Annotated in this window: 22 protein-coding genes; 6 read left to right on the plus strand and 16 right to left on the minus strand. The window is 70.9% G+C overall.

The genetic code is table 11. The features are described from left to right. Positions 1–20 precede the first annotated feature (20 nt). From ABH937_RS27120 to ABH937_RS27185, 14 genes are all read right to left on the minus strand, one after another. Positions 21–779 carry a phosphotransferase family protein gene (locus tag ABH937_RS27120; protein WP_370219777.1) on the minus strand — a complete coding sequence of 253 codons (759 nt, stop codon included), beginning with the start codon at positions 777–779 and terminating at the stop codon, positions 21–23. Then, the gene (locus ABH937_RS27125) at positions 776–1,990 is read right to left on the minus strand and encodes a hypothetical protein (RefSeq protein WP_370219778.1); all 1,215 of its coding nucleotides are present in this window, start codon (positions 1,988–1,990) and stop codon (positions 776–778) included. Before ABH937_RS27125 ends, ABH937_RS27120 begins: the two co-directional genes overlap by 4 nt. Then, the gene (locus ABH937_RS27130; protein ID WP_370219779.1) at positions 1,977–3,014 is read right to left on the minus strand and encodes a hypothetical protein; all 1,038 of its coding nucleotides are present in this window, start codon (positions 3,012–3,014) and stop codon (positions 1,977–1,979) included. Before ABH937_RS27130 ends, ABH937_RS27125 begins: the two co-directional genes overlap by 14 nt. A gap of 19 nt (positions 3,015–3,033) precedes the next feature. Beyond that, on the minus strand, positions 3,034–3,678 hold the full coding sequence (locus ABH937_RS27135; protein WP_370219780.1) for a class I SAM-dependent methyltransferase: 645 nt from the start codon (positions 3,676–3,678) through the stop codon (positions 3,034–3,036). Beyond that, complete coding sequence (locus ABH937_RS27140) at positions 3,678–4,787, minus strand: hypothetical protein (RefSeq protein ID WP_370219781.1); 1,110 nt, start codon at positions 4,785–4,787, stop codon at positions 3,678–3,680. Before ABH937_RS27140 ends, ABH937_RS27135 begins: the two co-directional genes overlap by 1 nt. Then, complete coding sequence (locus ABH937_RS27145; protein ID WP_370219782.1) at positions 4,784–5,803, minus strand: monodechloroaminopyrrolnitrin synthase PrnB family protein; 1,020 nt, start codon at positions 5,801–5,803, stop codon at positions 4,784–4,786. The genes ABH937_RS27140 and ABH937_RS27145 overlap by 4 nt, the downstream gene beginning before the upstream one ends. 40 nt (positions 5,804–5,843) lie before the next feature. Further along, positions 5,844–6,350 (minus strand): NUDIX domain-containing protein, encoded by a 507-nt coding sequence (locus ABH937_RS27150; RefSeq protein ID WP_370219783.1) that lies wholly within the window; start codon positions 6,348–6,350, stop codon positions 5,844–5,846. A 3-nt stretch (positions 6,351–6,353) separates the two neighbouring features. Further along, complete coding sequence (locus tag ABH937_RS27155) at positions 6,354–7,223, minus strand: phosphotransferase family protein (protein ID WP_370219784.1); 870 nt, start codon at positions 7,221–7,223, stop codon at positions 6,354–6,356. Then, the gene (locus ABH937_RS27160; RefSeq protein ID WP_370219785.1) at positions 7,220–9,574 is read right to left on the minus strand and encodes a pyridoxal-dependent decarboxylase; all 2,355 of its coding nucleotides are present in this window, start codon (positions 9,572–9,574) and stop codon (positions 7,220–7,222) included. Before ABH937_RS27160 ends, ABH937_RS27155 begins: the two co-directional genes overlap by 4 nt. A 21-nt stretch (positions 9,575–9,595) precedes the next feature. Next, the gene (locus tag ABH937_RS27165; protein ID WP_370219786.1) at positions 9,596–10,978 is read right to left on the minus strand and encodes a glycosyltransferase family 2 protein; all 1,383 of its coding nucleotides are present in this window, start codon (positions 10,976–10,978) and stop codon (positions 9,596–9,598) included. Further along, a complete protein-coding gene (locus ABH937_RS27170; protein ID WP_370219787.1) occupies positions 10,975–11,451 on the minus strand; it encodes a hypothetical protein in 477 nt (158 codons plus the stop codon). The genes ABH937_RS27165 and ABH937_RS27170 overlap by 4 nt, the downstream gene beginning before the upstream one ends. Then, complete coding sequence (locus ABH937_RS27175; protein WP_370219788.1) at positions 11,441–12,862, minus strand: NAD(P)/FAD-dependent oxidoreductase; 1,422 nt, start codon at positions 12,860–12,862, stop codon at positions 11,441–11,443. Before ABH937_RS27175 ends, ABH937_RS27170 begins: the two co-directional genes overlap by 11 nt. Before the next feature lie 153 nt (positions 12,863–13,015). Continuing rightward, positions 13,016–13,480, minus strand: a complete 465-nt coding sequence (locus ABH937_RS27180) for a GNAT family N-acetyltransferase (RefSeq protein ID WP_370219789.1) — start codon at positions 13,478–13,480, stop codon at positions 13,016–13,018. 97 nt (positions 13,481–13,577) lie between these two features. After that, positions 13,578–14,003, minus strand: a complete 426-nt coding sequence (locus ABH937_RS27185; protein WP_370219790.1) for an ATP-binding protein — start codon at positions 14,001–14,003, stop codon at positions 13,578–13,580. A 217-nt stretch (positions 14,004–14,220) separates the two neighbouring features. Here ABH937_RS27185 and ABH937_RS27190 point away from each other — a divergent pair, with 217 nt between their 5' ends. After that, positions 14,221–15,078: a helix-turn-helix domain-containing protein gene (locus ABH937_RS27190; protein WP_370219791.1), complete on the plus strand. Its 858-nt coding sequence runs from the start codon at positions 14,221–14,223 to the stop codon at positions 15,076–15,078. After that, positions 15,075–15,305, plus strand: a complete 231-nt coding sequence (locus ABH937_RS27195; RefSeq protein ID WP_370219792.1) for a DUF397 domain-containing protein — start codon at positions 15,075–15,077, stop codon at positions 15,303–15,305. Before ABH937_RS27190 ends, ABH937_RS27195 begins: the two co-directional genes overlap by 4 nt. Positions 15,306–15,468: 163 nt before the next feature. On the opposite strand, the gene ABH937_RS27200 is transcribed toward ABH937_RS27195, so the two are convergent. Continuing rightward, complete coding sequence (locus ABH937_RS27200; protein WP_370219793.1) at positions 15,469–16,155, minus strand: class I SAM-dependent methyltransferase; 687 nt, start codon at positions 16,153–16,155, stop codon at positions 15,469–15,471. Positions 16,156–16,412: 257 nt separating this feature from the next. Here ABH937_RS27200 and ABH937_RS27205 point away from each other — a divergent pair, with 257 nt between their 5' ends. Next, a complete protein-coding gene (locus ABH937_RS27205; RefSeq protein WP_370219794.1) occupies positions 16,413–16,850 on the plus strand; it encodes an HIT family protein in 438 nt (145 codons plus the stop codon). A 235-nt stretch (positions 16,851–17,085) separates the two neighbouring features. Here the strand turns inward: ABH937_RS27205 and ABH937_RS27210 are convergent, their stop codons facing one another. Further along, positions 17,086–17,784 (minus strand): HAD family hydrolase, encoded by a 699-nt coding sequence (locus ABH937_RS27210; protein ID WP_370219795.1) that lies wholly within the window; start codon positions 17,782–17,784, stop codon positions 17,086–17,088. Positions 17,785–17,879: 95 nt separating this feature from the next. On the opposite strand from ABH937_RS27210, the gene ABH937_RS27215 reads away from it, so the two are divergent. The 3 genes from ABH937_RS27215 (at position 17,880) to lysS (ending at position 20,996) form a co-directional block, all read left to right on the plus strand. Beyond that, on the plus strand, positions 17,880–18,659 hold the full coding sequence (locus tag ABH937_RS27215; protein ID WP_370219796.1) for an XRE family transcriptional regulator: 780 nt from the start codon (positions 17,880–17,882) through the stop codon (positions 18,657–18,659). Continuing rightward, entirely contained in the window at positions 18,637–19,116 is a 480-nt protein-coding gene (locus tag ABH937_RS27220) for an NUDIX hydrolase (protein WP_370219797.1), read from the plus strand. The genes ABH937_RS27215 and ABH937_RS27220 overlap by 23 nt, the downstream gene beginning before the upstream one ends. Before the next feature lie 215 nt (positions 19,117–19,331). Then, positions 19,332–20,996 carry a lysine--tRNA ligase gene (gene lysS / locus ABH937_RS27225; RefSeq protein WP_370219798.1) on the plus strand — a complete coding sequence of 555 codons (1,665 nt, stop codon included), beginning with the start codon at positions 19,332–19,334 and terminating at the stop codon, positions 20,994–20,996. The last annotated feature ends 33 nt before the right edge of the window (positions 20,997–21,029 follow it).

A 21,029-nucleotide genomic window follows, 5' to 3' on the forward strand; every position in this document is an offset into this window, starting at 1 on the left:
TGGACCTCACTGTCGCGTCGTCAGGTGGTGTTCGTGGTCAGGTCTCGCGCGTGGCGCTGTGCGGCGGCGGGGTCGGGCGGGGTTGCGGTGACCGCGGACATGAGGCGGCCGAGGAGGTGGACGGAGCGGTAGGCGGCCAGGGTCTCCTCCGAGTGGGGGATGCCGTGGTCGGCGAGGATGCGGATCAGGCGGGCGGGGCGGAGGCCGAGGGCGTGGGCGGTGCGGGCGTGGTCGAGGGCGGGGTCGCCGTAGATCGCGAGTTCCCAGTCGAGGCCGGCGGTCCCGGTGGGGCTGAGCAGGAAGTTGCCGGGCTCGGGATCGTTGTGCAGGAGGTGCGGCGTAGCCGGTTCGGGTAGGGGCGAGTGCGCGAGCGCTTCGGCGGTGTCGGCGGCTTCGTGAAGGCCGTGGCGGGCGAGCGCACCTTGGTAGGAGAGCAGGCGCTCGCGCAGATACTCTCCCCAGCTCGCCGCCGCTGGAGCGTGGAGCCGGCCGAAGCCGGGACCAGTGAGCTCGTGGACAGCCTGCAGGTAGGTGACCACGCACCGGGCCGCCGCCTCGCCGCTGCCCGCCGCCGGTCCGTGCAGACGGCGCAGGAGCAAGAGTTGGCGGCCTCGGATGCGGCCGGCCCCGAGAACTGCCGGGGCCGGTATCCGGGCTTCGGCGAGCCGCTGCAGCGCGGCGCTCTCGGTCTGCGCGCGCCAGGGTTCACGGTAGATCTTGATCACCGCGCCGGGCAGTCGCAGGAGTCGGTTCGTCGGCGGGATCGCGGCGCCGCTCATGTCCGCGTGGCCAGGTCGTCGAGCGTTGCGCGCAAGGCAGAGGTGACCGTGGTGTAAGGGGTGCGGGTGCCGAAGTTCAGGCTCAGGGCGGGACGGCTGGCGAGCACGTCGAGGGCACGGGCTCCGTTGCCGGCCAGGTCGGCTGCGCTGCCGGTCCGGATGCCGAGCCAGTCGTGGACGTAGACGTCGTCGCCCGGCGACATGCACTGGGCGGCAAGCAGTTCCCGCGCCGGCCCGGGGGGCGCTGGCTGGAGGTGGAGTTCCTCGGAGTCCTGGACGATCCGGGGGAAGACGACGAGGTCCACCGTCGTGGTCGGCGCCAATGGGGTGCTGGTCCGTTCGTGCCATTCGGCGGGGAGGATGTGCAGCTTGTTGGCGCCGTGGAAGGTCTGCCAGTCGGTGTCCGTCGCGGGCTTGGGCCGGGTGAGGTCCCACTGGCGGGCGTTCCCGAAGCCGAGGGCTTGCAGGGTGCCGCCGTTGAGCCGAATCGGACCCGGCATGGCGACGGCCCGGGGTGCGGCGCCCGACGGTGTGGTGATCATGGTGCGGTCGTTGGAGAGGAACGCGCCGCCCTGGGCGGCGGCCAGGGCGAGGGCGAGGCTGGATTTGCCAGCGCCGGAGTCGCCGACGATGAGGACACCGCGGCCGTCGAGGGTGGCGGCCGAGGCGTGCAGGCACACCCAGCCGTCGTCCTCCGCCCGGCGGTAGCCGATCTCCCGCAGGTGCCGGGCGGCGTTCATCGTCGCGTCGGTGTCGTCGCACGTGATCACGGTGTAGCCGTCAAGGTGGCGGACGATGACCTGCGGCGCGATGCCGGCGCCCGCATCGGTCAGGAGCACCGGGCCGACGGGCATCTGATGCCATGCCGCAGGGGCGTGGACGTGCATCAGCACGGGGCTCGGGGAGCCGGCGGCCCGCTTACGGACGCGCTCGGCGAGTGCGGTGACGCGGGCGTGCGGCAGGGCGAGGCAGCGCATCGTCGCGGCCGGGCCGGCGCTCTCGGATGGGAGGGGGTTCCACAGTGTGCTGGCCGGGGTGAACAGGCGCCGTACGTAGGCCGTTGCCGCGCTGGTCGACGCGAGCACGTCGATGGTCAGGCCGCTGAGTCGGACGGTGGTCTTCTCGACGCACCACGGGTCGAGGGCGGTGGCCTGGGCGTTGCCGTCGAGGAGGGCTTCGAGCGCCGGTACTGCCTGGTCAGTGGCGGGCATCGGCGTCTCCGACTGCGAGGAAGTGTTCGATCTTGCTCTGGCCGTTGCGGGTGTGAGGGATATGATGGGCCGTCAGCACGGCGGCGACGCGGTCGGCGGTCTCGGCCACGGCCTGCTGGACGCGGGCGGAGGAAGCCGTGACGGGGGCGGCGGTGAAGCAGGCCCCGTATTCGATCTCGACCTGCTGGAGGGCGCCGGAATGCGGGGCCAGGGTGGTGGAGTCCACAGTGACGGTGGACCAGTGGCCGTCCTGGTCCGTCGGCGAGGGCAGGTCCCAGGTGGTCCGGTGGAGCTCGCCGGCGCGGACGAGGTCCGGGTGGCCGAGGGCTTCGGCGACCAGGGCAAGGGCCTGGTCGCGGGTGTCGGCGGGACGGATGCTCTTGTGGAGCCGGCCGTCCTTGAGGACCTTGGCCTTGGCCCACCAGGTCCCGTCGGGGCGCGGGGTCAGCGCGGCGTACTCGCGCCGGCCGCCGCTGGGCGGCAGGTAGATGTCCGAGCGCAGGATCCGCCGGTGGACGGTGGGGCCGAAGACCGGCACTCCGGTGGCGGGCAGGTGGTCGCGCAGGAGGCGGGCGACGGCGAGCGGGTTCACCGGGCCGCTGAGGGTGATCTTCGCTTCGGCTTCGGGACCGTGCGGGTCGCGTTGGCCGGGCCGGGGGACGGGGAAGTTCACCAGGGCCTTCTGCTGGACGGCGGCCTCGGCCCACGAGGCGAGGGCAACGGGATCGAGGGTCGGCGCCGTGGTGCGGTGGAAGGCTGCCAGGACGACCGCGTCCGGGCGCCACTGCACCGTGGCGAAGAAGGCGGCCTCGCGCGCCGCGTGGTCGAGGTGGCAGGCCCAGAGCGGAACGCGGACCGATCCGGCGGCGGACTTCGGCCGCCCGCCGCCGGGGCGGCGCCAGTAGAGGTCGCGCAGCGTGTGTCCGGCGAGGATGAGGGCGGGTCCGGGTGCGGGGTCGGCCAGTTGGGTGAACGCGACCTCCCTGTCGGCGGGAGCGTCGGTGGTGGCTGCGACGAGGAGCACGGTGATTCCTTCCGCGCGGCTATGGCCTGGTAAGGGTGGCGCGCCACACGGAGCGCTGCCCGGGGTCGCCCGGGCTGAGGTACTGCACGGCCGGCCCGCGCAGGGACAGGCCCGCGGCGTGGATCAGGGCGAGCAGGTCGACGGGGTCGAGGAGCGTCATGTGCTGGCCGTTGGGCAGGGCATACACGTCGTCTCCGAGCGCTTCCAGGCACGGGTCGAGGTGGGCGGCGGTGAAGGTGTTCAGCGAGAGCGTGCCGCCGGGGGCGAGGACGCGGTGCAGTTCGCGCAGCGAGTCGGCGAGGTCCTGGCGGCGGTGGAGGTTGTGCAGGACGCCGTGGCAGACGACGAGGTGGGCCTGCCGGTCAGCCAGCGGCAGGCTGGTGACGTTCGCTTCGGCGAAGGTGGTCCGGGGCCCCGCGTGCTGCTTGCGGGCCTGGCCCAGCATGCCCGGGTGGAGGTCGACGGCCAGGACCCGGTATCCGGCTGCGACCAGGGCGGGCAGGTTGCGGCCGGCTCCGCAGCCCGCGTCCAGTGCCAGGGCACCGTCGGGCGCCGGGTCGGCGAGCAGATCTGCCAGGTAGGCGGGCGGGGTGAGGGCGGTGAACGTGGTGACGGTGGCCTGGTCGTTCCAGTACGTGCCGGTGCGGGCCGGGCGTTCGCGCATCACCGCACCTCCTGGCTGCTGAGGGTGTAGCCGCCGCTGAGGGGGCGGCAGCGCAGGGTGTCCAGGCCCGCGTCGGTGAACGCCTGCTCGCACGCCTCGGGGGTGCGGGTGAGGGCGGCGAAGGTGGGGCCGACCGAGGAGAGCGTGAGGACCTCGGCGAGGCGGTCGGTGAAGATGTGCTCGACCTTCTCTCCGGTGGCCAGCAGGTCCGGGTGGGAGAACGCGCAGTTGGCGAGGCTTCCCATGCGGAAGCGGTAGTCGAACAGCAGGCTGCCCAGCGGGCGCAGGTCACCGTCGGTCAGGGCGGGCCAGGCGTCGTGCAGGAGCCGGTAGGCGATCTCGGCGCCGTGGGTGCGGCCGGTCGCGGTGAAGGCGTCGAAGTGGAGGGCTTCGGCGGCAAGGCTCGCCCGCGCGTCCCAGATCACCGGGTCGCTCGGCATGCCGAGCACGATGTGGATGTCCTCGGGCAGGCCGGCTTGCAGGAGCGGTACGTGGGCTCCGGCGATGACCTGGGCCGCGCCGGGTATGAGTCCGGCGGCGGCGGAGCCTCCCAGGCACTGGACCGGCAGGAGGCGGTGGTCCTCGCCGTCGATCTCCTCGCCGTGGTTGAGGGCCAGGAACTTGACGAGCTGTCGGGGTGTAACGGGCCGGCCGTAGAGCTCGTTGACGGACGCGGCCACCGCGGCGATCTGGCCGCTGCTGGATCCCAGGCCCAGGTGCGCGGGCAGGTCCGGGGCGGTGACCCGTACGCGCAGGCGTTCGCGGATGCCCAGTGCCGAGCGCATCAGCAGGGCGGCGTGCCGGGCCAGGACCGGGTGGTCACAGTCCGGGGCGGTCTGCACAGCGGGGCCATCCTCGACGATGTCGATCTCGACGTCACGCACGAGGTCGCAGGCGAAGAGGAGTTCGCCTGCGAGGTAGGCCCCCTGACTGGGGACGATCTTGCTGGAGTCCAGGGCCATGGCGTTGATCCGGCTCGGGTATGCCAAGCGGACCCGCGTGGTGACGGGTTCGGGCGGCGTGGCCGGGGCGGCGGCGAGTGCGGAGCGCTGGGCGCCGATGGGGAACGGCGGAAAGTCGGTGTCGATGGCGGACATGGTGGTGCTCACACGGGGCTCCCGGGGTTGAGGAGGGCGCGGGCGCTTTCGGTGACGGCCAGCAGTTGGTCGAGTGCGTCGGCGGTGTAGCCGCCGCTGCCGAGGGCGCCGTCGTCGCGCACGGCCATGTTGGCGCGGGCGAGTTGGCGGTGCGGGAGGCGGAACCGCAGCAGGTCGCCGATCAGCAGGGCGGCGGCCGGGCGCAGGTGCGGGTGCTGCTGGGCGAGGCGGGCGAGTCCCGGCATGTGCCGCGCCTTTTCGATGTGGGCGCGGTGGTGCGGGGGCAGGTAGAGGGTGTTGTCGTCGAGGTACTGCTCGTACCAGGTGGCGAGTTCGCCGGTGGCCGCCTGGCTGAGCAGCATGACGTCGAGGACGAGCAGGGGCATCTGGGCGCCGCCGGGCGCGTAGTAGGTGTGCCCGGCGATGTCCAGCGGCGGGTAGTACGGCCGCAGTTGTCCGGTGAAGTAGTGCGGCGTCAGGTTGCGTTTGACGGTCAGAAGGTGGACGGCGAAGGCTTGGAGGTGCTGGTGGATGAGGTCGGCGAGGCTGTCGGCCGCGTCCCGGTCGCCGGCGTCGGTCAGCTGGGAGCCGTGGAGGATCGCGGTGTCGAGGGCGTGGCTGGCTGCGGTGACCTCGTCGATGAACAAATGCTCGCCGGGGGTGTCGGTGAAAGAGCGTCGCCGGGGCCCGCGGGGGTTGCGGGTGGCGTATGAGTAGACGCTCTCGCGGGGCACCTCGTCGGCGACGGCGCCGAGGTGGAGCATGGCCGCCTCGACGTCGCGCGGCGGTACGGGCCGGCCGGTGTGGCGGGCGAGGGAGGCGGTGAGCATCCCGAGGTCCCGCAACGCCGCCCGGGCGGGAGCGACGTCGCGGATCCGGGCGGCGGGCTGGGAGAACCGCATTGCTCGGGTGCGGAGCCACGTGGTGTCGGCCGCGATGTTGGCCTGGGGAAGGGCCCGCATCACCGCGTCGGCACCGAGCGGATCGAGCGCGGCTATGGACGAGTCGAGGTCGCGGGTGAGCGTCATGGGTTCTCCCAGCTGCCCGGGGCGAGCTGCCCCGGGCAGGTCAGTCGGCGGGCTGGTCGTCGCGGTAGGACCACACGCGGCCGGCTGCGGGGCCGTCGAGGTAGTCCAGCAGGGGTTCGATCTCGGGGCGGGAGGCGGTGGAGGACGCGAGGACCTTCTTGGCCTCGTCCAGCGGCAGCAGGACGGCGCCGGTGACCTTGCCGTCCGGGTCGTGGACGGCGATCTCCCCGTCCCAGTCGGTGCAGTCGAAGGTCAGGACCACCGTGGAGGGGTAGCGGGCGGTCGTGGTGTTGACGAGGTAGGCCAGGGGGCCGACCGTCGTCAGGCGCAGGCCGGTCTCTTCGCGGACCTCGCGGATGAGGGCCTCGCCGAGGAGTTCGCCGCGTTCGACTCCGCCGCCGGGGATGGACCACATCTCCTGGCCGTCGCGCTGTTCCTGGACGAGGACGATCTGGTCGCCACGTCGCAGCAGGGCTGCGACGACCTGGACGCCGGGGCCGGCGACCGGTGCGGGGGCCGGGGCGGTGGTGGGCTGGGTTGCGGTCATGGCTCACTCCAGTTCGTCGCGCAGGGCTTTGACGCACCCGGGGATCTGGGTGGGGTCGCGGCCCTGCCAGTACAGGAAGTACGAGAGGTGGATGACCAGGCGGTGGAAGGCGAGGCGCTGCTCGAACCTCAGGTCCGCCGGCTGGGCGCGCTGCTGCCAGTAGGCGTCCAGCAGCTGTCGGCGGTCCTCGGGTGAGGTGAGGCACCAGCGGTCGATCTTGACGAAGTCGCTGGCGTCCTCCGCCGCGGTGGCATGGTCGAAGTCGAGCAGGGCGATCTGGCCGCCGGGTCGGATGAGGATGTTATCCGGGTGAATGTCCTGATGGGTATTCACCATCTGGTGCTCGCCCAGCCGTTCGGCCAGCAGGGTGCCGCGCAGGCGTGCGGCGTCCGCCAGGTCGTCGGGTATCAGCGCGTGCTGGCCGAGGCGAGCGAGGAGGTCGGACAGCTGGCGGGTCCGCGAAGCCGGGGTCGCCGTCGCGCCGGGGATCGGCTCGGTGTGCAGGAGCGCGATCTGGCGGCCGAGTGCCGGCCACACGTCCCGGTCGATGCCGCCGGCCTCGCGGGCTTCGGCGAACGTCCGGCCCTCGATCCACTCCTGGAGCAGGTACGGGCCGAGGGCCGGATCGTGGCCGACGTCGAGGACGCGCGGGACGGCGACGCCGCGCGCTGCGGCCTCAGTCATGGCCTCGGCCATCCGCCGCAGGTGCGGTTCGCCCTCGCGGTGGTTGACCTTGAGGAGGTAGGAGCGGCCGGAGCCGTCCAGGCGCCAACAGGTGTTGAAGCGGCCCTGGGGCAGCGGCCGGGCGCTGAGGGTTCCGGTGCCGGGGATGAGGCGGCTGGCGGCGGCGTGGTCGAGCAGGGATGTAGTCATCGGTGGGCTCCCGCGATGGCGAGGTCGGCGGGCAGGCCGTCGCGGGTGAACGCCTCGTGGACGTTCTCGGCGAAGTCGACGACCTGCTCGATGCTGAGCTGGGCCGGGTCCTGAACGTCCAGACGGGGCAGGGCGTCGCGCAGGCGAACGCCGAGGTTCCAGGGGGCGGCCAGTTCGAGGGCGTCGGTTCGGGGCTCGGCCAGCGGAGTGAGGGCCAGGTGCAGGCCGGTGTCGGTGATGCGGCCGTCGACGGTACATAGTCCGGCGGTGGCGGAGCGGGCCGCCAGCACGGTGCCGACGGGGGTGGGGGCGAGGAGTTCGGGCAGGTAGGCGGCGCCGGTCCAGGCCCGGCCGGCCTCGATGTCCACTTCGGTGTCGAAGAAGCGGTTGGGGAAGCGGCGGAACTGCTCGCGGCGCAGGTGCGGGCGGCGTGGCAGCAGCACATCGGCGTTGTGCCGCGCGGTGACCACCGTGGGCGGTGCGGCGCCGTCGGTGAGGCGGACGGTGATCTCGGCGGAGGTGTCGATGGAGAAGGAGTAGTCGTCGCTGCGGGGGCGGCGGAACCCTGCCGCGTGCTTGCCGATCTTGGCGGTGATCGCGTCGGGGAAGACCTGCAGTTCGTCGGCGCCGTGCTCGCCCAGGGCCTTGTACTCGGCGGAGCGGAAGGTCCCGTCGGGCTCGAAGTTCAGCAGGACGCGCAAGGGGCCGGGAAGCAGGATCGTGGCGTGGATCGCGCCGACCAGGGACAGCTGCTGTTGGTGGCGGTCGAGGACTTCCAGGAAGTAGTGGTCGGTGCGGACCCCGAGGAGCTCGTTGGCGAACGGGGCCTTCAGGTCGGGGGCGTAGACCCACAGGGAGCCGCCGGCCCGCGCCTGCCCGAAGGGCTGGTCCTGGATCTGCTCGTCGGTGGCCCGCCGTTGGGTGAAGGTGTGGAAGGAGTACCCCGGGACGCCGGGGTCGCGCCGGTCTTCGGGGTGGACGACGAAGTGGCGGAAGCAGTCGGTGTGGGTGCGGGTGTCGGCGACCACGTCGGAGGTGATGCTCCGGCCCGTCCCGTCAGCGGGCCCCGTCGTGTGGGCTGCCGCAACGGCGTCGGCCAGGTGCTCGGCGAAGGCGGTGATCTGCGGGTCCGTCAGGGAGGCGGAGGCGTAGAAGTGGTAGAAGAGGCGCCGCTCGCCGTCCTTGGCGGGGTCGGGCAAGGCGAGGGGGACGAGCCGGTAGCGCTCGCACAGCTCTGGCGGCAGCTGCCCGCCCGGGTTGCTGAAGGCGGCAGAGACGACAGGCGCGTTCGGGGCGGGCAGCAGCTGGGCGTCGGGGTCGGCGGCGCGGATCGCGGCGGCGAGCTGGTCGCGGCGCTCCAGGCAGCGGGCGGCGATGTCGGTGTAGCCGGTACGGCCCAGGGTGTGCAGGGTGGCCCACAGGGCTGCGGCGGTGGCGCCGGGACGTGAGCCGAGGACGGTCTCGTCCGGGATGCGGGTGTGCGGGTCGATACGGGTGACGTGTTCGAGCAGCCCCTTGCGGACGAGGAGGGCTCCGCAGGCGTACGGCATGAGGCCGGCCTTGTGCGGGTCGACAGCCATGGAGTGCACGCCGGGGTTGCGGAAGTCGAAGGGCAGCTCGGGGGCGGTGAAGGGGAAGACGAAGCCGCCGTGGGCGGCGTCGACGTGCAGGAAGAAGCGGACCCGCTCGGGGTGCTGGAAGGCGAAGTCGCGAAGCTGGGCGGCGATGGCGTCGACGGGATCGGCGAAGCCGCTGTTGTAGTACCCGGCGGTCGCCGCCACGATGATCCCGGTGACGCCGTCGGCGATGGCGTCGGCGGCGGCCTGGCGGACCTGGTCGGGGGTCAGGGTCCAGGTGGGGCCGGCGGGCAGGCGCACCAGATCGAGGTCGAGGATCTCGGCGGCCTTGGCGACCGAGGCGTGGCACAGGTCGGAAGTAATCACGCGCGTCCGGTGGCCCGCGCTTCGCAGCAGGTTGCGGGCGATGCGCAGGGCGGCGAGGGTGGCCTCGCTGGCGCCGCTGGTCAGGTGCCCGTCGAGGGCTCCGGCCTGGTAGAGGCCGGCGAGGGCTGCCAGGGCTTCCTTCTCCAGGCGGCGAGTGCCGGTCTTGCCCTCGCCGAAGCGGGTGTGGACGCCGACGTTGTTGGTGTTGACGGCCGACCAGTCGCCGAGTGTGCGCACGGCCTGCGGGTGCGGGGCGGCCATGGCGAAGCCGAGCCGGGTCTGCTGGGGGTCGTCCCAGGCCGGTACCTCGGCGCGGGCCTGTGCGAGGTGCTGGTCGATGGATTCGGGGGTCCAGCCGGTGTCGGGGAAGTCGCTGGGCACGGCCCAGCCGGTGTCGAGATCGCCCATTGAAGGGTTGCTCCTCACGGCTCAGTGGGCGATCTCGCCCAGGTGTTCGGTCTTGGTGAAGCGCAGGTCGCGGCCGGTGAGTTGGGCGGCGCTCGCGCGCAGGGCCAGCAGCCACGGGCCGAGCGCGCTGACCGCGGGCTGCAGCAGGCTGGTGGCGATGGCCGGGGCGGGTGCGGGCTGCTGCCAGGCGGTGTCGGCCTTGTCAGGCGAGCGGAAGTCCGCCAGCAGCCGGCCGCGCAGCCGGTACGCCACGATCGGCTCGACGATCCCGGCGAGCAGGGCGGCCGCGGCCAGCGGCCGGTGTTCGCGCCTGGCCGCCAGGTGGGCCGCGGCAGCCGTCATGACGACCGGCCCCAGGGCCCAGGCGGCGCCGTCGGCCAGGGCGCGAACGGCCAGCAGTCGCTGTCCGGTGCGCGAGAGCCGGGTGGGCCGGGCGGCGGCGAAGCGGTAGTCGTGGCGGGTGGCGGCGTTGGCGAAGGCCACGCTGCTGAACGCGCGGGCCATGCTCGCCACGCTCTGGTACGGCTCGACGATGTTGACCGACGGCAGCACCGCGATCGGCTCCCCGGCCATGCTGAGGCGGTGGCCGACCGCGAGGTCGTCGTGCGGCTCCTGGAAGAACCCGATGTCCTCGATCTTGTCTCGGCGCACGATCAGCCCGGAGCCCACGCCGTAGACCATCGGCCGCGCGAGCGCGGCCAGCAGGCTGGCGCCCCGTCCGGGCGCGCACCAGCGGGCCACCTTGATCCGGCGGTACTCGATGCCGACAGTGCGGCGGAAGGCCGCCAGGTCCTGGCCGGACATCACGGCCGAGCGCCGCCCGCCGGAGCCGGCGGGGAACGCGGGCAGCATCGGCTGCTGGATCATCGCGGGCCGGTCGGTCGCGGCCTGGGCGAAGTGGGCGCGCAGGCGGGCGTCGGGGACGGCGTCGGCGTCGAAGACCGCGATGTAGTCGTCCCCGGTCGGCGGGAACAGCTTGTCCAGCGCGGCGACGGCGTGGTTGAGCTGGGAGGCTCGCCGCCCCTGGCCCGGGTAGGACACGACGTGGAACGCCTCCCGACCCAGCAGGTCGTTGTGGGTCTTCGCCAGGTCCCGGCACAGCTCTTCAGTGGTTTGCTGCCCTTCGGGGGTCTCAGCCGCCTCCCGCTCTGCGGTGACGACCACGACCCGCAACTGCGGCCACTCGGCGGCCAGATCGGCGAACCGCGCGAGCGAGCGGGGCATCACCGTCTGCTCGCGCAGCGCGGGGACGATGACCGTCAGGGCGGGTGCCTGGCCGGTCGGCGCGTGCTCGGCGCGGGCGGCATCGGCCCGCATGGAGCGCCAGGACAGGGCCATGGACGCGGTGACGTACACGGACCGGGCGGTGTAGGCGGCGACGAGCAGTCGGCTTGCGCGGATCATGATGTCTCCTTTTCTGCGATGCCCAGTTCGCGCAGGCACCGGTCGGCGTCCTCGAAGTAGCGGGGGCGGGCTTGGGGGCGGCGGGTCAGGATGCGGGCCCGGGCGGTGGCCGGCGCCCAGCCCTGCCCGCGCAGGATGGCGTAGGCGGCGGCCGGCGAGCGGTTGACTCCGGCCGCGCAGTGGCAGTACAGCCGGGCCCCGTCCTGGCGCAGGGCGAGCTCGGCGAAGGCCAGGCAGCCGGCGTACCAGTCGGCGCCGCGTGAGGCGCCGTCGTCCTCGGTGGGCGCGGAGTGCCACACCATGTCGGGGCAGGTGGCGGCCGGTGGCGGCGCCTCGCGCGGGGTCCGGCAGTCCAGCACGTGCGTGACGCCCAGGGCGAGCAGCTCGCTGACGGCGGCGGCGCTGTCGGGCGCGGCGCCGAGCAGTAGGCGCCCGGTCACGGTGTGGGCGTCCAGGACGAGTTCAGCGGGCATGGCCGGCCCCCACGGTGGAGCGGGCGGGTGCGGTGTAGATCCGCTCGGGCGTGCCGTTGACGAGACGTCGGGCGATGTCCTGGCCCATGGTGACGGCGTGGTCCATGTTTCCGATCTCGTAGCGCCAGGTGCCGAACCGGCCGCGTGAGTAGATCCGGTGTTCCTCGAGCCACGGCTGGATGAGCGCGAGCGCCGCGTCCCTGCCGACGGTCGGCACGGGGTAGGCGTACGGGATCAGCTCCACGTGTCCGCTGACTTGCTCCGCAGTCTCGGGGACGAGGCCGCAGCGGCGAAGGGCCGCGTCGCACTCCTGGACCAGGCCCGTGCGGTCCAGCAGGCTGCCCGCGGGCAGGGACGTCTCCGTCATCCAGGCCGAGTACCGGCCGGGGTCAGCGCCCGGGACGTTGGCCGGCGAGTACGCGGAGAAGTTCGTCGCGCGGTAGAACGGCGCCTCGCTGCCCGGGAAGTACAGCCACGAGCGCCGGTCGGTCGTCGGCGCGCGGTAGCCGAGGCCGACCATCGCGACGGTGGTGTGGCGCAGGGCGCTCGCCGCCTGCCGTAACTCGTCGGGCACCGCGGCGGTCATCGCGATCAGCTTGTCGAGCGCCCCGGTGGCCACCAGCTGTCCGTAGGAGAGGAGGGCGCCGTCGGCCGTCAGCAGGGTGCGCGAGGCCGCGTCGATGTGGACAACGGCCTTGCCGGTGTGGACGTCGCCGTTCAGCCGGCCGGCGAGCCGTCGCCAGATCGCGCCGGAACCGCCCGAGGCGGGGAACGCGAACTGTGCGTTCGGGCCCCATGGTTGGACGAGTGAGGGACCTGCGTCCAGTGCGCGCCGCAGCGCGTCGGTGTCGCAGGGGGCGATGCGCTCGGCGATCCATGAGGCGGACATCTCCGCCAGGTCGGCAGCCCAGATCTTGCGGTTGTAGGGGCCGAAGAACTCCTCCACCAGGCCCGGACCATAGGTCCCCTCCAGCCACGAGGCGAAGTCCGCCTCCGCCGGGGCCGGGCCGTGGGCCTGAGCGGCGGCCAGAGCGTCCAGGCACTCTCGGGCACGGGCGGCGGGCAGGTGGTGCAGGTGCTGCTGGAACGGGTACGGCACCCAGCTCTCGTCATGGCGGACGAACGAGGAGCGGTCGTGGTGCAGCAGCTCCGCCGGCGCGAACAGCTCGCCCATCAGCTCGTCGAAGCTCCGCAGCTTCGAGAACACCACGTGACCGCCCAGGTCCCAGGTGAAGCCGGCTTCGTCGACCACGGAGGAGCCGAGCCCCCCGACCTCGGGTGCCGCCTCCAGCAGCAGCCAGTCGCGGTGGCCAAGCCGTTGGAGCTCGTACGCGCACGCCAGGCCGCAGGGCCCGCCGCCGAGGATCACCACCGGAGAATCGGGATGTTCTCGGGATCTGCTGTTGCTCACGACACCCTCCCCAACCGCGGACAGCTGCGGGACCGGCCTGTGCCGTCCACCCGCATGATCAGCGGATCGCGATACGTAAATGACACTGAGTGATGGCCTTGGTGCAGGGCCGAACCCTTGGATCTCGCCCGTCAGGTGGGGCGGGTGTCGGGCTCAGGCGAGCGGCAGTCGCAGCCGGTACACCTGGCGCGAGCCGCCCTCGCAGAGCTGTGCGGTCGGCTCGAAGCCGAGTTCCTCGTAGAAGAGGCGGGCGCCCGAGCCGGGATGATCCGGCCCGAAGGTCGTCACGTCGACCGTGCACGGGGGCGAGGTGAAGGCCCGCAGCGCGGCGTCCACCAGGAGCCGGCCGATCCCCCGCCCCCTGGCTTTTCCTTCGACGGCCAGCCAGGTGATCTCGTAGTGCGGGTGACGGGCCGAGAACAGCAGACCGCCGGCGAGCGCCGACCCGGCGCGTCCTTCTGCCGCACGCACGCACAGGGCGGTGCCGCGTTCGATGTTGCGCACCAGCGCGGCCTGGAACCCCGGATCGTCGACGAGCGGCCCGAACAGCTCCTCGACTTCTGCCGCGAGCGACATCCAGGACGGGATGTCGGCATGGACGGCGGTCACGATCTTCATGTGCGCGACTCCTGGTCGGCGAGGGGACGGTGATCGAGGCCGTACTCTGAGCCGCCCATCGGGACCGCGCCGCAGCCCGCGGCCCGGGCATGGACGGTCAGCACGGAGGGGCACTCGCTCTCCGGTCCTCGGTACAGGCCGCGCCGAGTCTGAACCAGACCTGCTTGCCGTGCGCCAGAGGCTTCACGTCCAGTTCGTCGGCGACGTCGGCCAGCAGGAACAGCCCCCATCCGCCGGTCTGGCCCTCTGACGGCTCCCGCACCGTCGGCAGGTTGTCCGCGTAGTCGGTGACACCTACGAAGACCCCGTCCGGCGTCTCACGCATCAGCAACTCGCAGTCTCCCGGGGCGTGCTTGAGGACGTTGGTCAGCAGCTCGGTCACACCCAGGACTGCCAGGTCGCTCAGCTCGCTCTTGCGCCACAGCCGCAGATGAGCGCGGACGATCTCGCGCACAGGCCCCATCGCTTCAGGGCGAACCTCGGACAGCACCGTCCGGTACTGCGGGATTGCACGGACCGCCATGGCAGGCATCGGCCCCTCCGATCGGCAGGGTGAAGCACAGCGAACGAGGTAGCGCTCCGTACTTGCCGGAGTACCCTCCGCAGGTCGAGCTCCGATGATGGACCCTCGCGACATCGCTGGGCAATACCATCGGACAGGAAAATCTTTCCTGTCCGGGATCTGGCGTATACCAGAACTGGCCTGAGCGCTACGCTTTCTGACGATGAGGGAGGTGGTCATGTCTGTCGATCCGACACCGCGTCGCCGACGCCTGGGCTCCGAGTTGAGGCGTCTGCGCGAGGGGCTGGGCTGGACCCAGGACGAGGCGGCCACCCGCCTCGGATACCGGGCCCTGTCGACGGTCAGCAAGATCGAGAAGGGCACCCAAGGGGTGACCGTCCAGCAGCTGCCCCACTTCTTCGAGGTGTTCGGCGTCACCGACGAGGCGATGCGTCAGGAACTGCGGGACCTGGTGCGCAAGGCCGGCGAAGCCGACTGGTGGCAGCAGTACGAAGGCATCGTCGACGACCCGCTGGGCGACTACCTCTCCCAGATCGAGACGGCCAGCGGCCTGTTCACCTTCAACCCCTTGGCGATTCACGGCCTCCTGCAGACCCCCGACTACGCGCGGGCCGTCATCGAGGGAAGCCGGGCGTGGAAGACGACCAAGGACATCGACGGCTTTGTGGCCGTGCGTCAGGAGCACCAGAAGGTCATGCTCGAGCGCACGCCCCCGCTGAAGATATGGGCCGTCCTCACCGAAGGACTGCTCCGCCAGGAGGTCGGCGACCGCAGCGTCATGCGCACCCAGATCGAACACCTCGCCGAGCTGGCACGCACCAACCCGAACATCACCATCCAAGTCCTGCCCTACACTGCGGGCGCGCACGCGGGCATGGACGGCCCGTTCATGCTCATGTCCTTCTCCGCCGGGCGCGACATCGTGTGCATCGAGTCCATGCGAACATCGTTGCACCTCAACCGGCCGGAGACAGTGGAGGTCTACCGCACGACCAGTGACCTCCTGAAGTCCGACGCCCTTTCGCCGAAGGCGTCGATTTCCCTCCTCACCACGCTCGCCAAGGAAATGTCATGAACAAGAACGACCTCGACCCAGACTGGATCACGAGCCAGCTCGCCACCGCGCAGTGGCAGACCGCCAGCAGCGGGGGGACCACCTGCGTGGAGGTGGCCTTCATCGACCGGGGCATCGTCGCCCTGCGCGACTCCAAAAACCCCCACAAACCTCCCCATCTCTTCGACGACGCGGAATACGACGCCTTCACCGCTGGGATCATGCGCGGTGAACTGCGGCGCCCTTGATGCTCTAGGTCCCCGCAGGTCGTGAACGCGATGGGCGACGGTGGCACGTAGAGACTGCCACCGCATCCCAGTAGGTTTCCGGTGCATGCGGTGTTTGCGACACCGGGACACCGCAGGTCGGCAAGGCCAATCTGGCGACCACGACGGATGGCGAGTGACGTCGTCAGCTATCGATCCAAAACGCTTTGTAGTGGATCGCTGGGTGCCTGTGCTCCCGTGTGACCCGGCCTGCGACGGTGTACCCGAATGACGCCACCTGGCGTTCCAGCAGGTGCTGGTCGCGCTCTTCGTTGAACACTCCGACGACGAGCCGGCCACCGGGGACCAGGGCTTGGTTGAGCAGGTGTTCGATGTACGAGGCACGCAGCGGGGAGGGGACGTAGTCGAGGCCGGTTCGGATGATGTCGAACCGGCGTGACGGTAGCCAGTTGGCGGCGTTGGCAGTCCAGATCCGATCGGCCCACTGCGGACAACGGGCTCGAGCGAGTTCGGCCAGCGGCGCGGAGATCTCCACCCCGTACGGCTCGATGACGATACCGGCCTCGGCTCCCCATTCGGTGAGGGTCTCCATCAAGTGTCCGTTGGCGCAACCGATGTCGAGGAAGCTGCCGTCGCCGGGGAGCGCGTCAGCAAGCAGGCTCCGGGCGTACCTCCAACGGTCACTGTCACCGCTGTGGCCGGACTGAGCGCGAGGGTTGCTGGCTGAAAGGTAGGCGGGTTCGATGATCGCCAACACGGCTTCGTGCCATCCGGCTTGGTCGATCTGGCCGCTCTCGAAGGCGTCGTCGATTTCCTTCGCCTCACGCCACGAGCGTTCCTTGGCGAACTCGATGTCCGAGGAGTCATTCAATGCAGCGCCTCTTGGTCTCGTCGGGTGGTCGTCCCCACGCGGAGGCCGAACCGTGGTCGAGATGACTTTCGTGCGGTCACCCAGGGTATGGCCAGCTCCCTCATCGGCGCCGCTGGACTCTCCAACTCCGTTCATTAGTCCGGAGGATGGGACGTCGAGATCGAGTGCAGGGGCAGCGAACCGCGAGCAGAAAAGGCGTCGGTCTCCACCACCAATGCCGCTACCCTTCGTGGCTAGAAATGGCGAGGGAGCCAACCGTGAGTACTGATGAGTGTGTGTTCTGCGCGATCGCTCAGCGCGAGGCGGAGGCCAGCATCGTCTATGAGGATGAGACAGTCCTGGCGTTCATGGACCACCAACCCGTGACCCCTGGGCACCTGTTGGTCATTCCCAGGGGACATGCGGTCGGTCTGGAGGATCTCGACGAGGAGGTCGGCGTCAAGATCTGGCAGGTGGCGCATCGCCTCGGCCGGGCCCTGCGCCGTTCTTCGCTCCGCTGCGAGGGCGTCAATCTGTTCCTGGCTGACGGTAAGGCCGCCTTCCAGGAGGTCTTCCACGTGCACCTTCACGTCTTCCCGCGCTTCGCCAAAGACGGCTTCCGGCTGGACGCGGAGTGGCGCGTGCGTGAGAGAGAGGAGCTTGACGCCACCGCGACCGCCGTGCGCGCGGGGCTAACGGAGCTCGTAGGACGGTGAGACCGGTGGGATGTCGCCGAGTGCGGGGGTGTCGACTCCCGTTTCCCCAGTCCGCACCGGGCCAGGTCGGGCGCGGTCGAGGTGCCGGTCGATGAGGTCCACGACCTGCTCGTCCAGTCGGCGGGCAGGGAGTTGGCGTCGCTGCTGGCCATGCCGAAGGCATCGTGAGAACTGCTACGAGGGTTGATGGCCTTTCGCTTGGGCGCCAGTACTACCGCTTGAGGTTACCTGCGCGTCAGCTGTGGGCACCGGAGATGCGTCTGAAGTGATTCAGTAGGAACTCCGTGTCGATCAGGTCTGGCAGCACCACGCCGGCGCCGGCGTCACGCAGTTCGTGAGCGGTGTGGACCCCGGTCGCGACGCCGACGATCTGCACCCCGTTCGTCAGCGCGGCTTCGACGTCTCGGGGGGTGTCGCCGACCAGTGCCACGGGCGTTCCGGCGGGGACAGCGTAGGCGCCATGGATGCGGTCCCGGGCCACCGCGACGAGCCCTGCCCGCTCAAGGTGGTCAGCACCGTACGCACCAACGGACAGGTCCACTAGACCGTCGAGCCCGACCGCGGCGAGCTTCAGCCGGGCGTTCGGCGCGATGTTGCCGGTCAGCACGGACGAGATGATCCCAGGCTCCTGGGCGACCGCGGTCAGAGCGTCCCGGACACCGGGCAGTGCTCGGCCGCGCCGTCGCAGTTCCTCGAACCGCTCGCGGCCGGCGGTTTCGAGAGCGGCCTGCACGGTGTCCCAGGCCGGCTGCGCCACACCGTGCCGGTCGAACATCTCCCGCATGATCAGGAGATCAGTCCGGCCTTCCGTCACGGCGGGGCACGAGGGCCGGCGCCGGGCCACGGCCTCGAAGGCCGCGCCATAGATCTCCTTACTCACCCCAGCGTTGTCGATGAGCGTGTGGTCGATGTCCCACAGTACGATGAGCGCCATCCCGCCAGCGTAGGCAGCACATTGGGCGCGCGTCGGCTGCTGCGCGTCCCAGGACGTCCTTGCGGGTCCTGAAGGAGTCCGGTTGGATATCGGCTGTGAACGAGCGACTCCGCTCCGCACTCGCCCAGCGCGGTGTCCCCCCTGAGACACTAGCGACGGTCTGCGAGGTGGACCCCAAGACCGTGACCCGCTGGTTAAGCGGTCGCGTACCCCACGCACGGCACAGATTCAACGTCGCGCACCACCTGAGAGTGGACGAGACCTTCCTCTGGCCGGAGACCCAGCCCAGGACCGGACAGGCACCCGGGCAGGGCGCCGGCCTCGTAGCCACCTACCCCGACCGTGCCAGCGTCCCGAGGGAGATGTGGCTCTCCCTGCTACTGGAGAGCGTTGCGCAGATCGACGTCCTGGTGTTCTCGGGGACGTTCTTCGCCCAGTCGAACCCCCGCATCGCCACCATGCTCGCCCAGCGCGCAGAAGCCGGAGTCAAGGTCCGGCTGTGCTTCGGTGACCCGCACGGCCGCGCCGTGGCGATCCGCGGACGGGAGGAAGGCATCGGGGACGCGCTCGCGGCGAAAATCCGCGCCTCCCTCACGTACTACCGGCCGCTGCTGGTGACGCCCGGCTGCGAGATCCGCCTGCACAACACCACCCTGTACAACTCCCTGTTCCGCTACGACAACGACCTGCTGGTCAACCCGCATGTCTGGGGCCAGCCGGCGTCCGCAAACCCCCTGCTGCACCTCCAGAAGGCGCCGCAGACAGGGTGGTTCGACGGCTACGCTACGAGCTTCGACGCGGTCTGGGACTCCGCCCGGCTGTGGGCCGACGAAACAGAAGGGGCCCAGTCGCATGGCAGGCGCACGCAGGACTGAGTACTACGGCGATCCGGCTGCCCCGGAAGCCAACTCGCTGGTGCCCGCGAGCAACCTGCTGGTCGAGGACGAGCACGGCGCCATCCTCCTACAGCGCCGCCGTGACACCGGCCAATGGGCGCTGCCGGGTGGGAAGCAGGACATCGGAGAGTCGGCCGCCGACTGCGCCGTCCGCGAGTGCCTGGAGGAGACCGGCATCGTCGCCGAGATCACCGGCCTCCTCGGGGTCTACTCCAACCCCACGCACATCGTCGCCTACAGCAGCAACGGGGAGATCCGCCAGCAGTTCGAAGTCGCCTACATCGGCCAGCCCACCGGCGGCACGCCCACGATCAACGACGAGGCCGACGGCGTTCGCTGGGTCCAGCCCCGCGACCTGGACGACTACGACATCCACCCGAGCATGCGCCAGCAGATCGGCGACTACCTCAGCGGCAAGTACCCCTACCTGGGCTGAACCCCCGCTGTGGCGAGCCGCTGTCCCGTGCGGGCCACGGAGGCGTAGATCAGCGGCTCGGCACGCCGGATGAACCGCCCAGTCTCCGCCAGCTACCCAGCCGGGCATTGGCCACAGGATGCGCCTCGCCGAGGATGGCTCAACTGGCTTATGCCAGTTGAGCCAGGCCATATCCTTGAAGTTCCTGAAAGACCATCAGCTGGAGGATCTTGCACATGGGCGTTAAGCAGAGCGATTGGGTGGTCGCGGCGGCGGACCAGGTCATCGCCGAGGGCAAGCGCCGTGGTGAGGGGACTCCGCTGGTGTGCGCGTCGGGGATCAGTCCGTCTGGGCCGATCCACTTGGGCAATCTCAGGGAGATCATGGTCCCGCATTTCGTTGCGGACGAGCTGCGGCGCCGGGGGCTGGAGTGTAGGCACATCCTGTCCTGGGACGACTACGACCGGCTGCGCAAGGTGCCCGCTGGACTGCCGGCCTCGTTCGCCGAGTACATCGGTCGGCCGCTGACCGCGGTGCCTGACCCGTGCGGCGAACACGGGAGCTGGGCTGAGCACTTCAAGATCCCGTTCCGTGCGGCCCTGGCGGAGCTGGGGGTCGAGGTGGAGGAGATCAGCCAGACGCAGATGTACACCTCCGGGGCGTACCGCCAGCAGATCCTGCATGCCATGCGGCATCGCGGACAGATCGACGCCGTCCTTGGGCGCTACCGCACGAAGAAGGCAGCGTCGGCCGCGCCGGACGAGGGGGAGGAGGCCGACGAGGTCGCGGCTGACGGGGGCGGCTACTACCCCTACCGGCCGTACTGTGCGGTGTGCAGTCGTGACACGACCACGGTCGAGTCCTTCGACGAGGCCAGCACGGCGATCCGCTACCGCTGCGAGTGTGGTCACCAGGACGGCTTCGCTCTCGCCGAGACGGATGGCGGGAAGCTGGTGTGGAAGGTCGACTGGCCGATGCGCTGGGCGTTCGAGGGCGTGACCTTCGAGGCAGGCGGCGTCGACCACTCATCTCCGGGCAGCTCGTTCACCGTGGGCTCGCAGGTGGTGCGCGAGGTCTTCAGCGGCAACCCGCCGTCGTACTTGGGGTACTCGTTCGTCGGGATCAGTGGGATGTCGAAGATGTCCGGCTCGGCCGGCGGGGCGCCCACACCGACGGAGGCCCTGGGAATCCTGGAAGCCCCGGTGATGCGCTGGCTGTACGGGCGCCGTCAGCCCCGGCAGTCGATCACGGTGGCGTTCGACCAGGAGATCCTTCGGCTCTACGACGAGTGGGACGCTCTGACGCGGAAGGTGGAGTCCGGGACGGCCACTGAGCTCGATGTCGCGGTGCGCGAGCGCTCCGTCGGGACGGCGGCCGGGCAGCTCCGGTCCACTCCGCGGGCGCTGCCGTTCCGCACGCTCGCCTCGGTGGCGGACATCACCGCCGGCAACCCGGAGCAGACCCTGCGGATCCTGCGGGACTTCGCCGGGGACGAGCCGCTCGCCTCACTGGACGACGCTCGGCCACGTCTGGACCGGGCACAGGCGTGGGTGAACGGCTACGTCCCGGCCGAGGAGCGCACACAGGTGCGTGGAGAGGCTGACCGCGAGCGGCTGGAGCAGCTGTCGCCGTCGCAGCGGGAGGCGATCAAGCTGCTACTCGACGGCCTGGACGAGCACTGGTCGCTGCCGGGGCTGACAGGGCTGGTGTACGGCGTGCCGAAGTTGCAGGCCGGGCTGCCGTTGGACGCCCCCGCGTCACCGGAGCTGAAGGCGTCGCAGCGGGAGCTGTTCGTGCTGCTATACGAGCTGCTGGTTGGCCGAGACACGGGCCCGCGGCTTCCCACACTGCTGCTGGCACTCGGGGCTGATCGAATCCGGGCGCTGCTGACGGTGGCATAGGGCGTGGCGGGGCGAAGCCTGGCCGGCTCCGCC

It is taken from the genome of Kitasatospora sp. GAS1066B (assembly GCF_041262605.1).
Taxonomy (GTDB): domain Bacteria; phylum Actinomycetota; class Actinomycetes; order Streptomycetales; family Streptomycetaceae; genus Kitasatospora.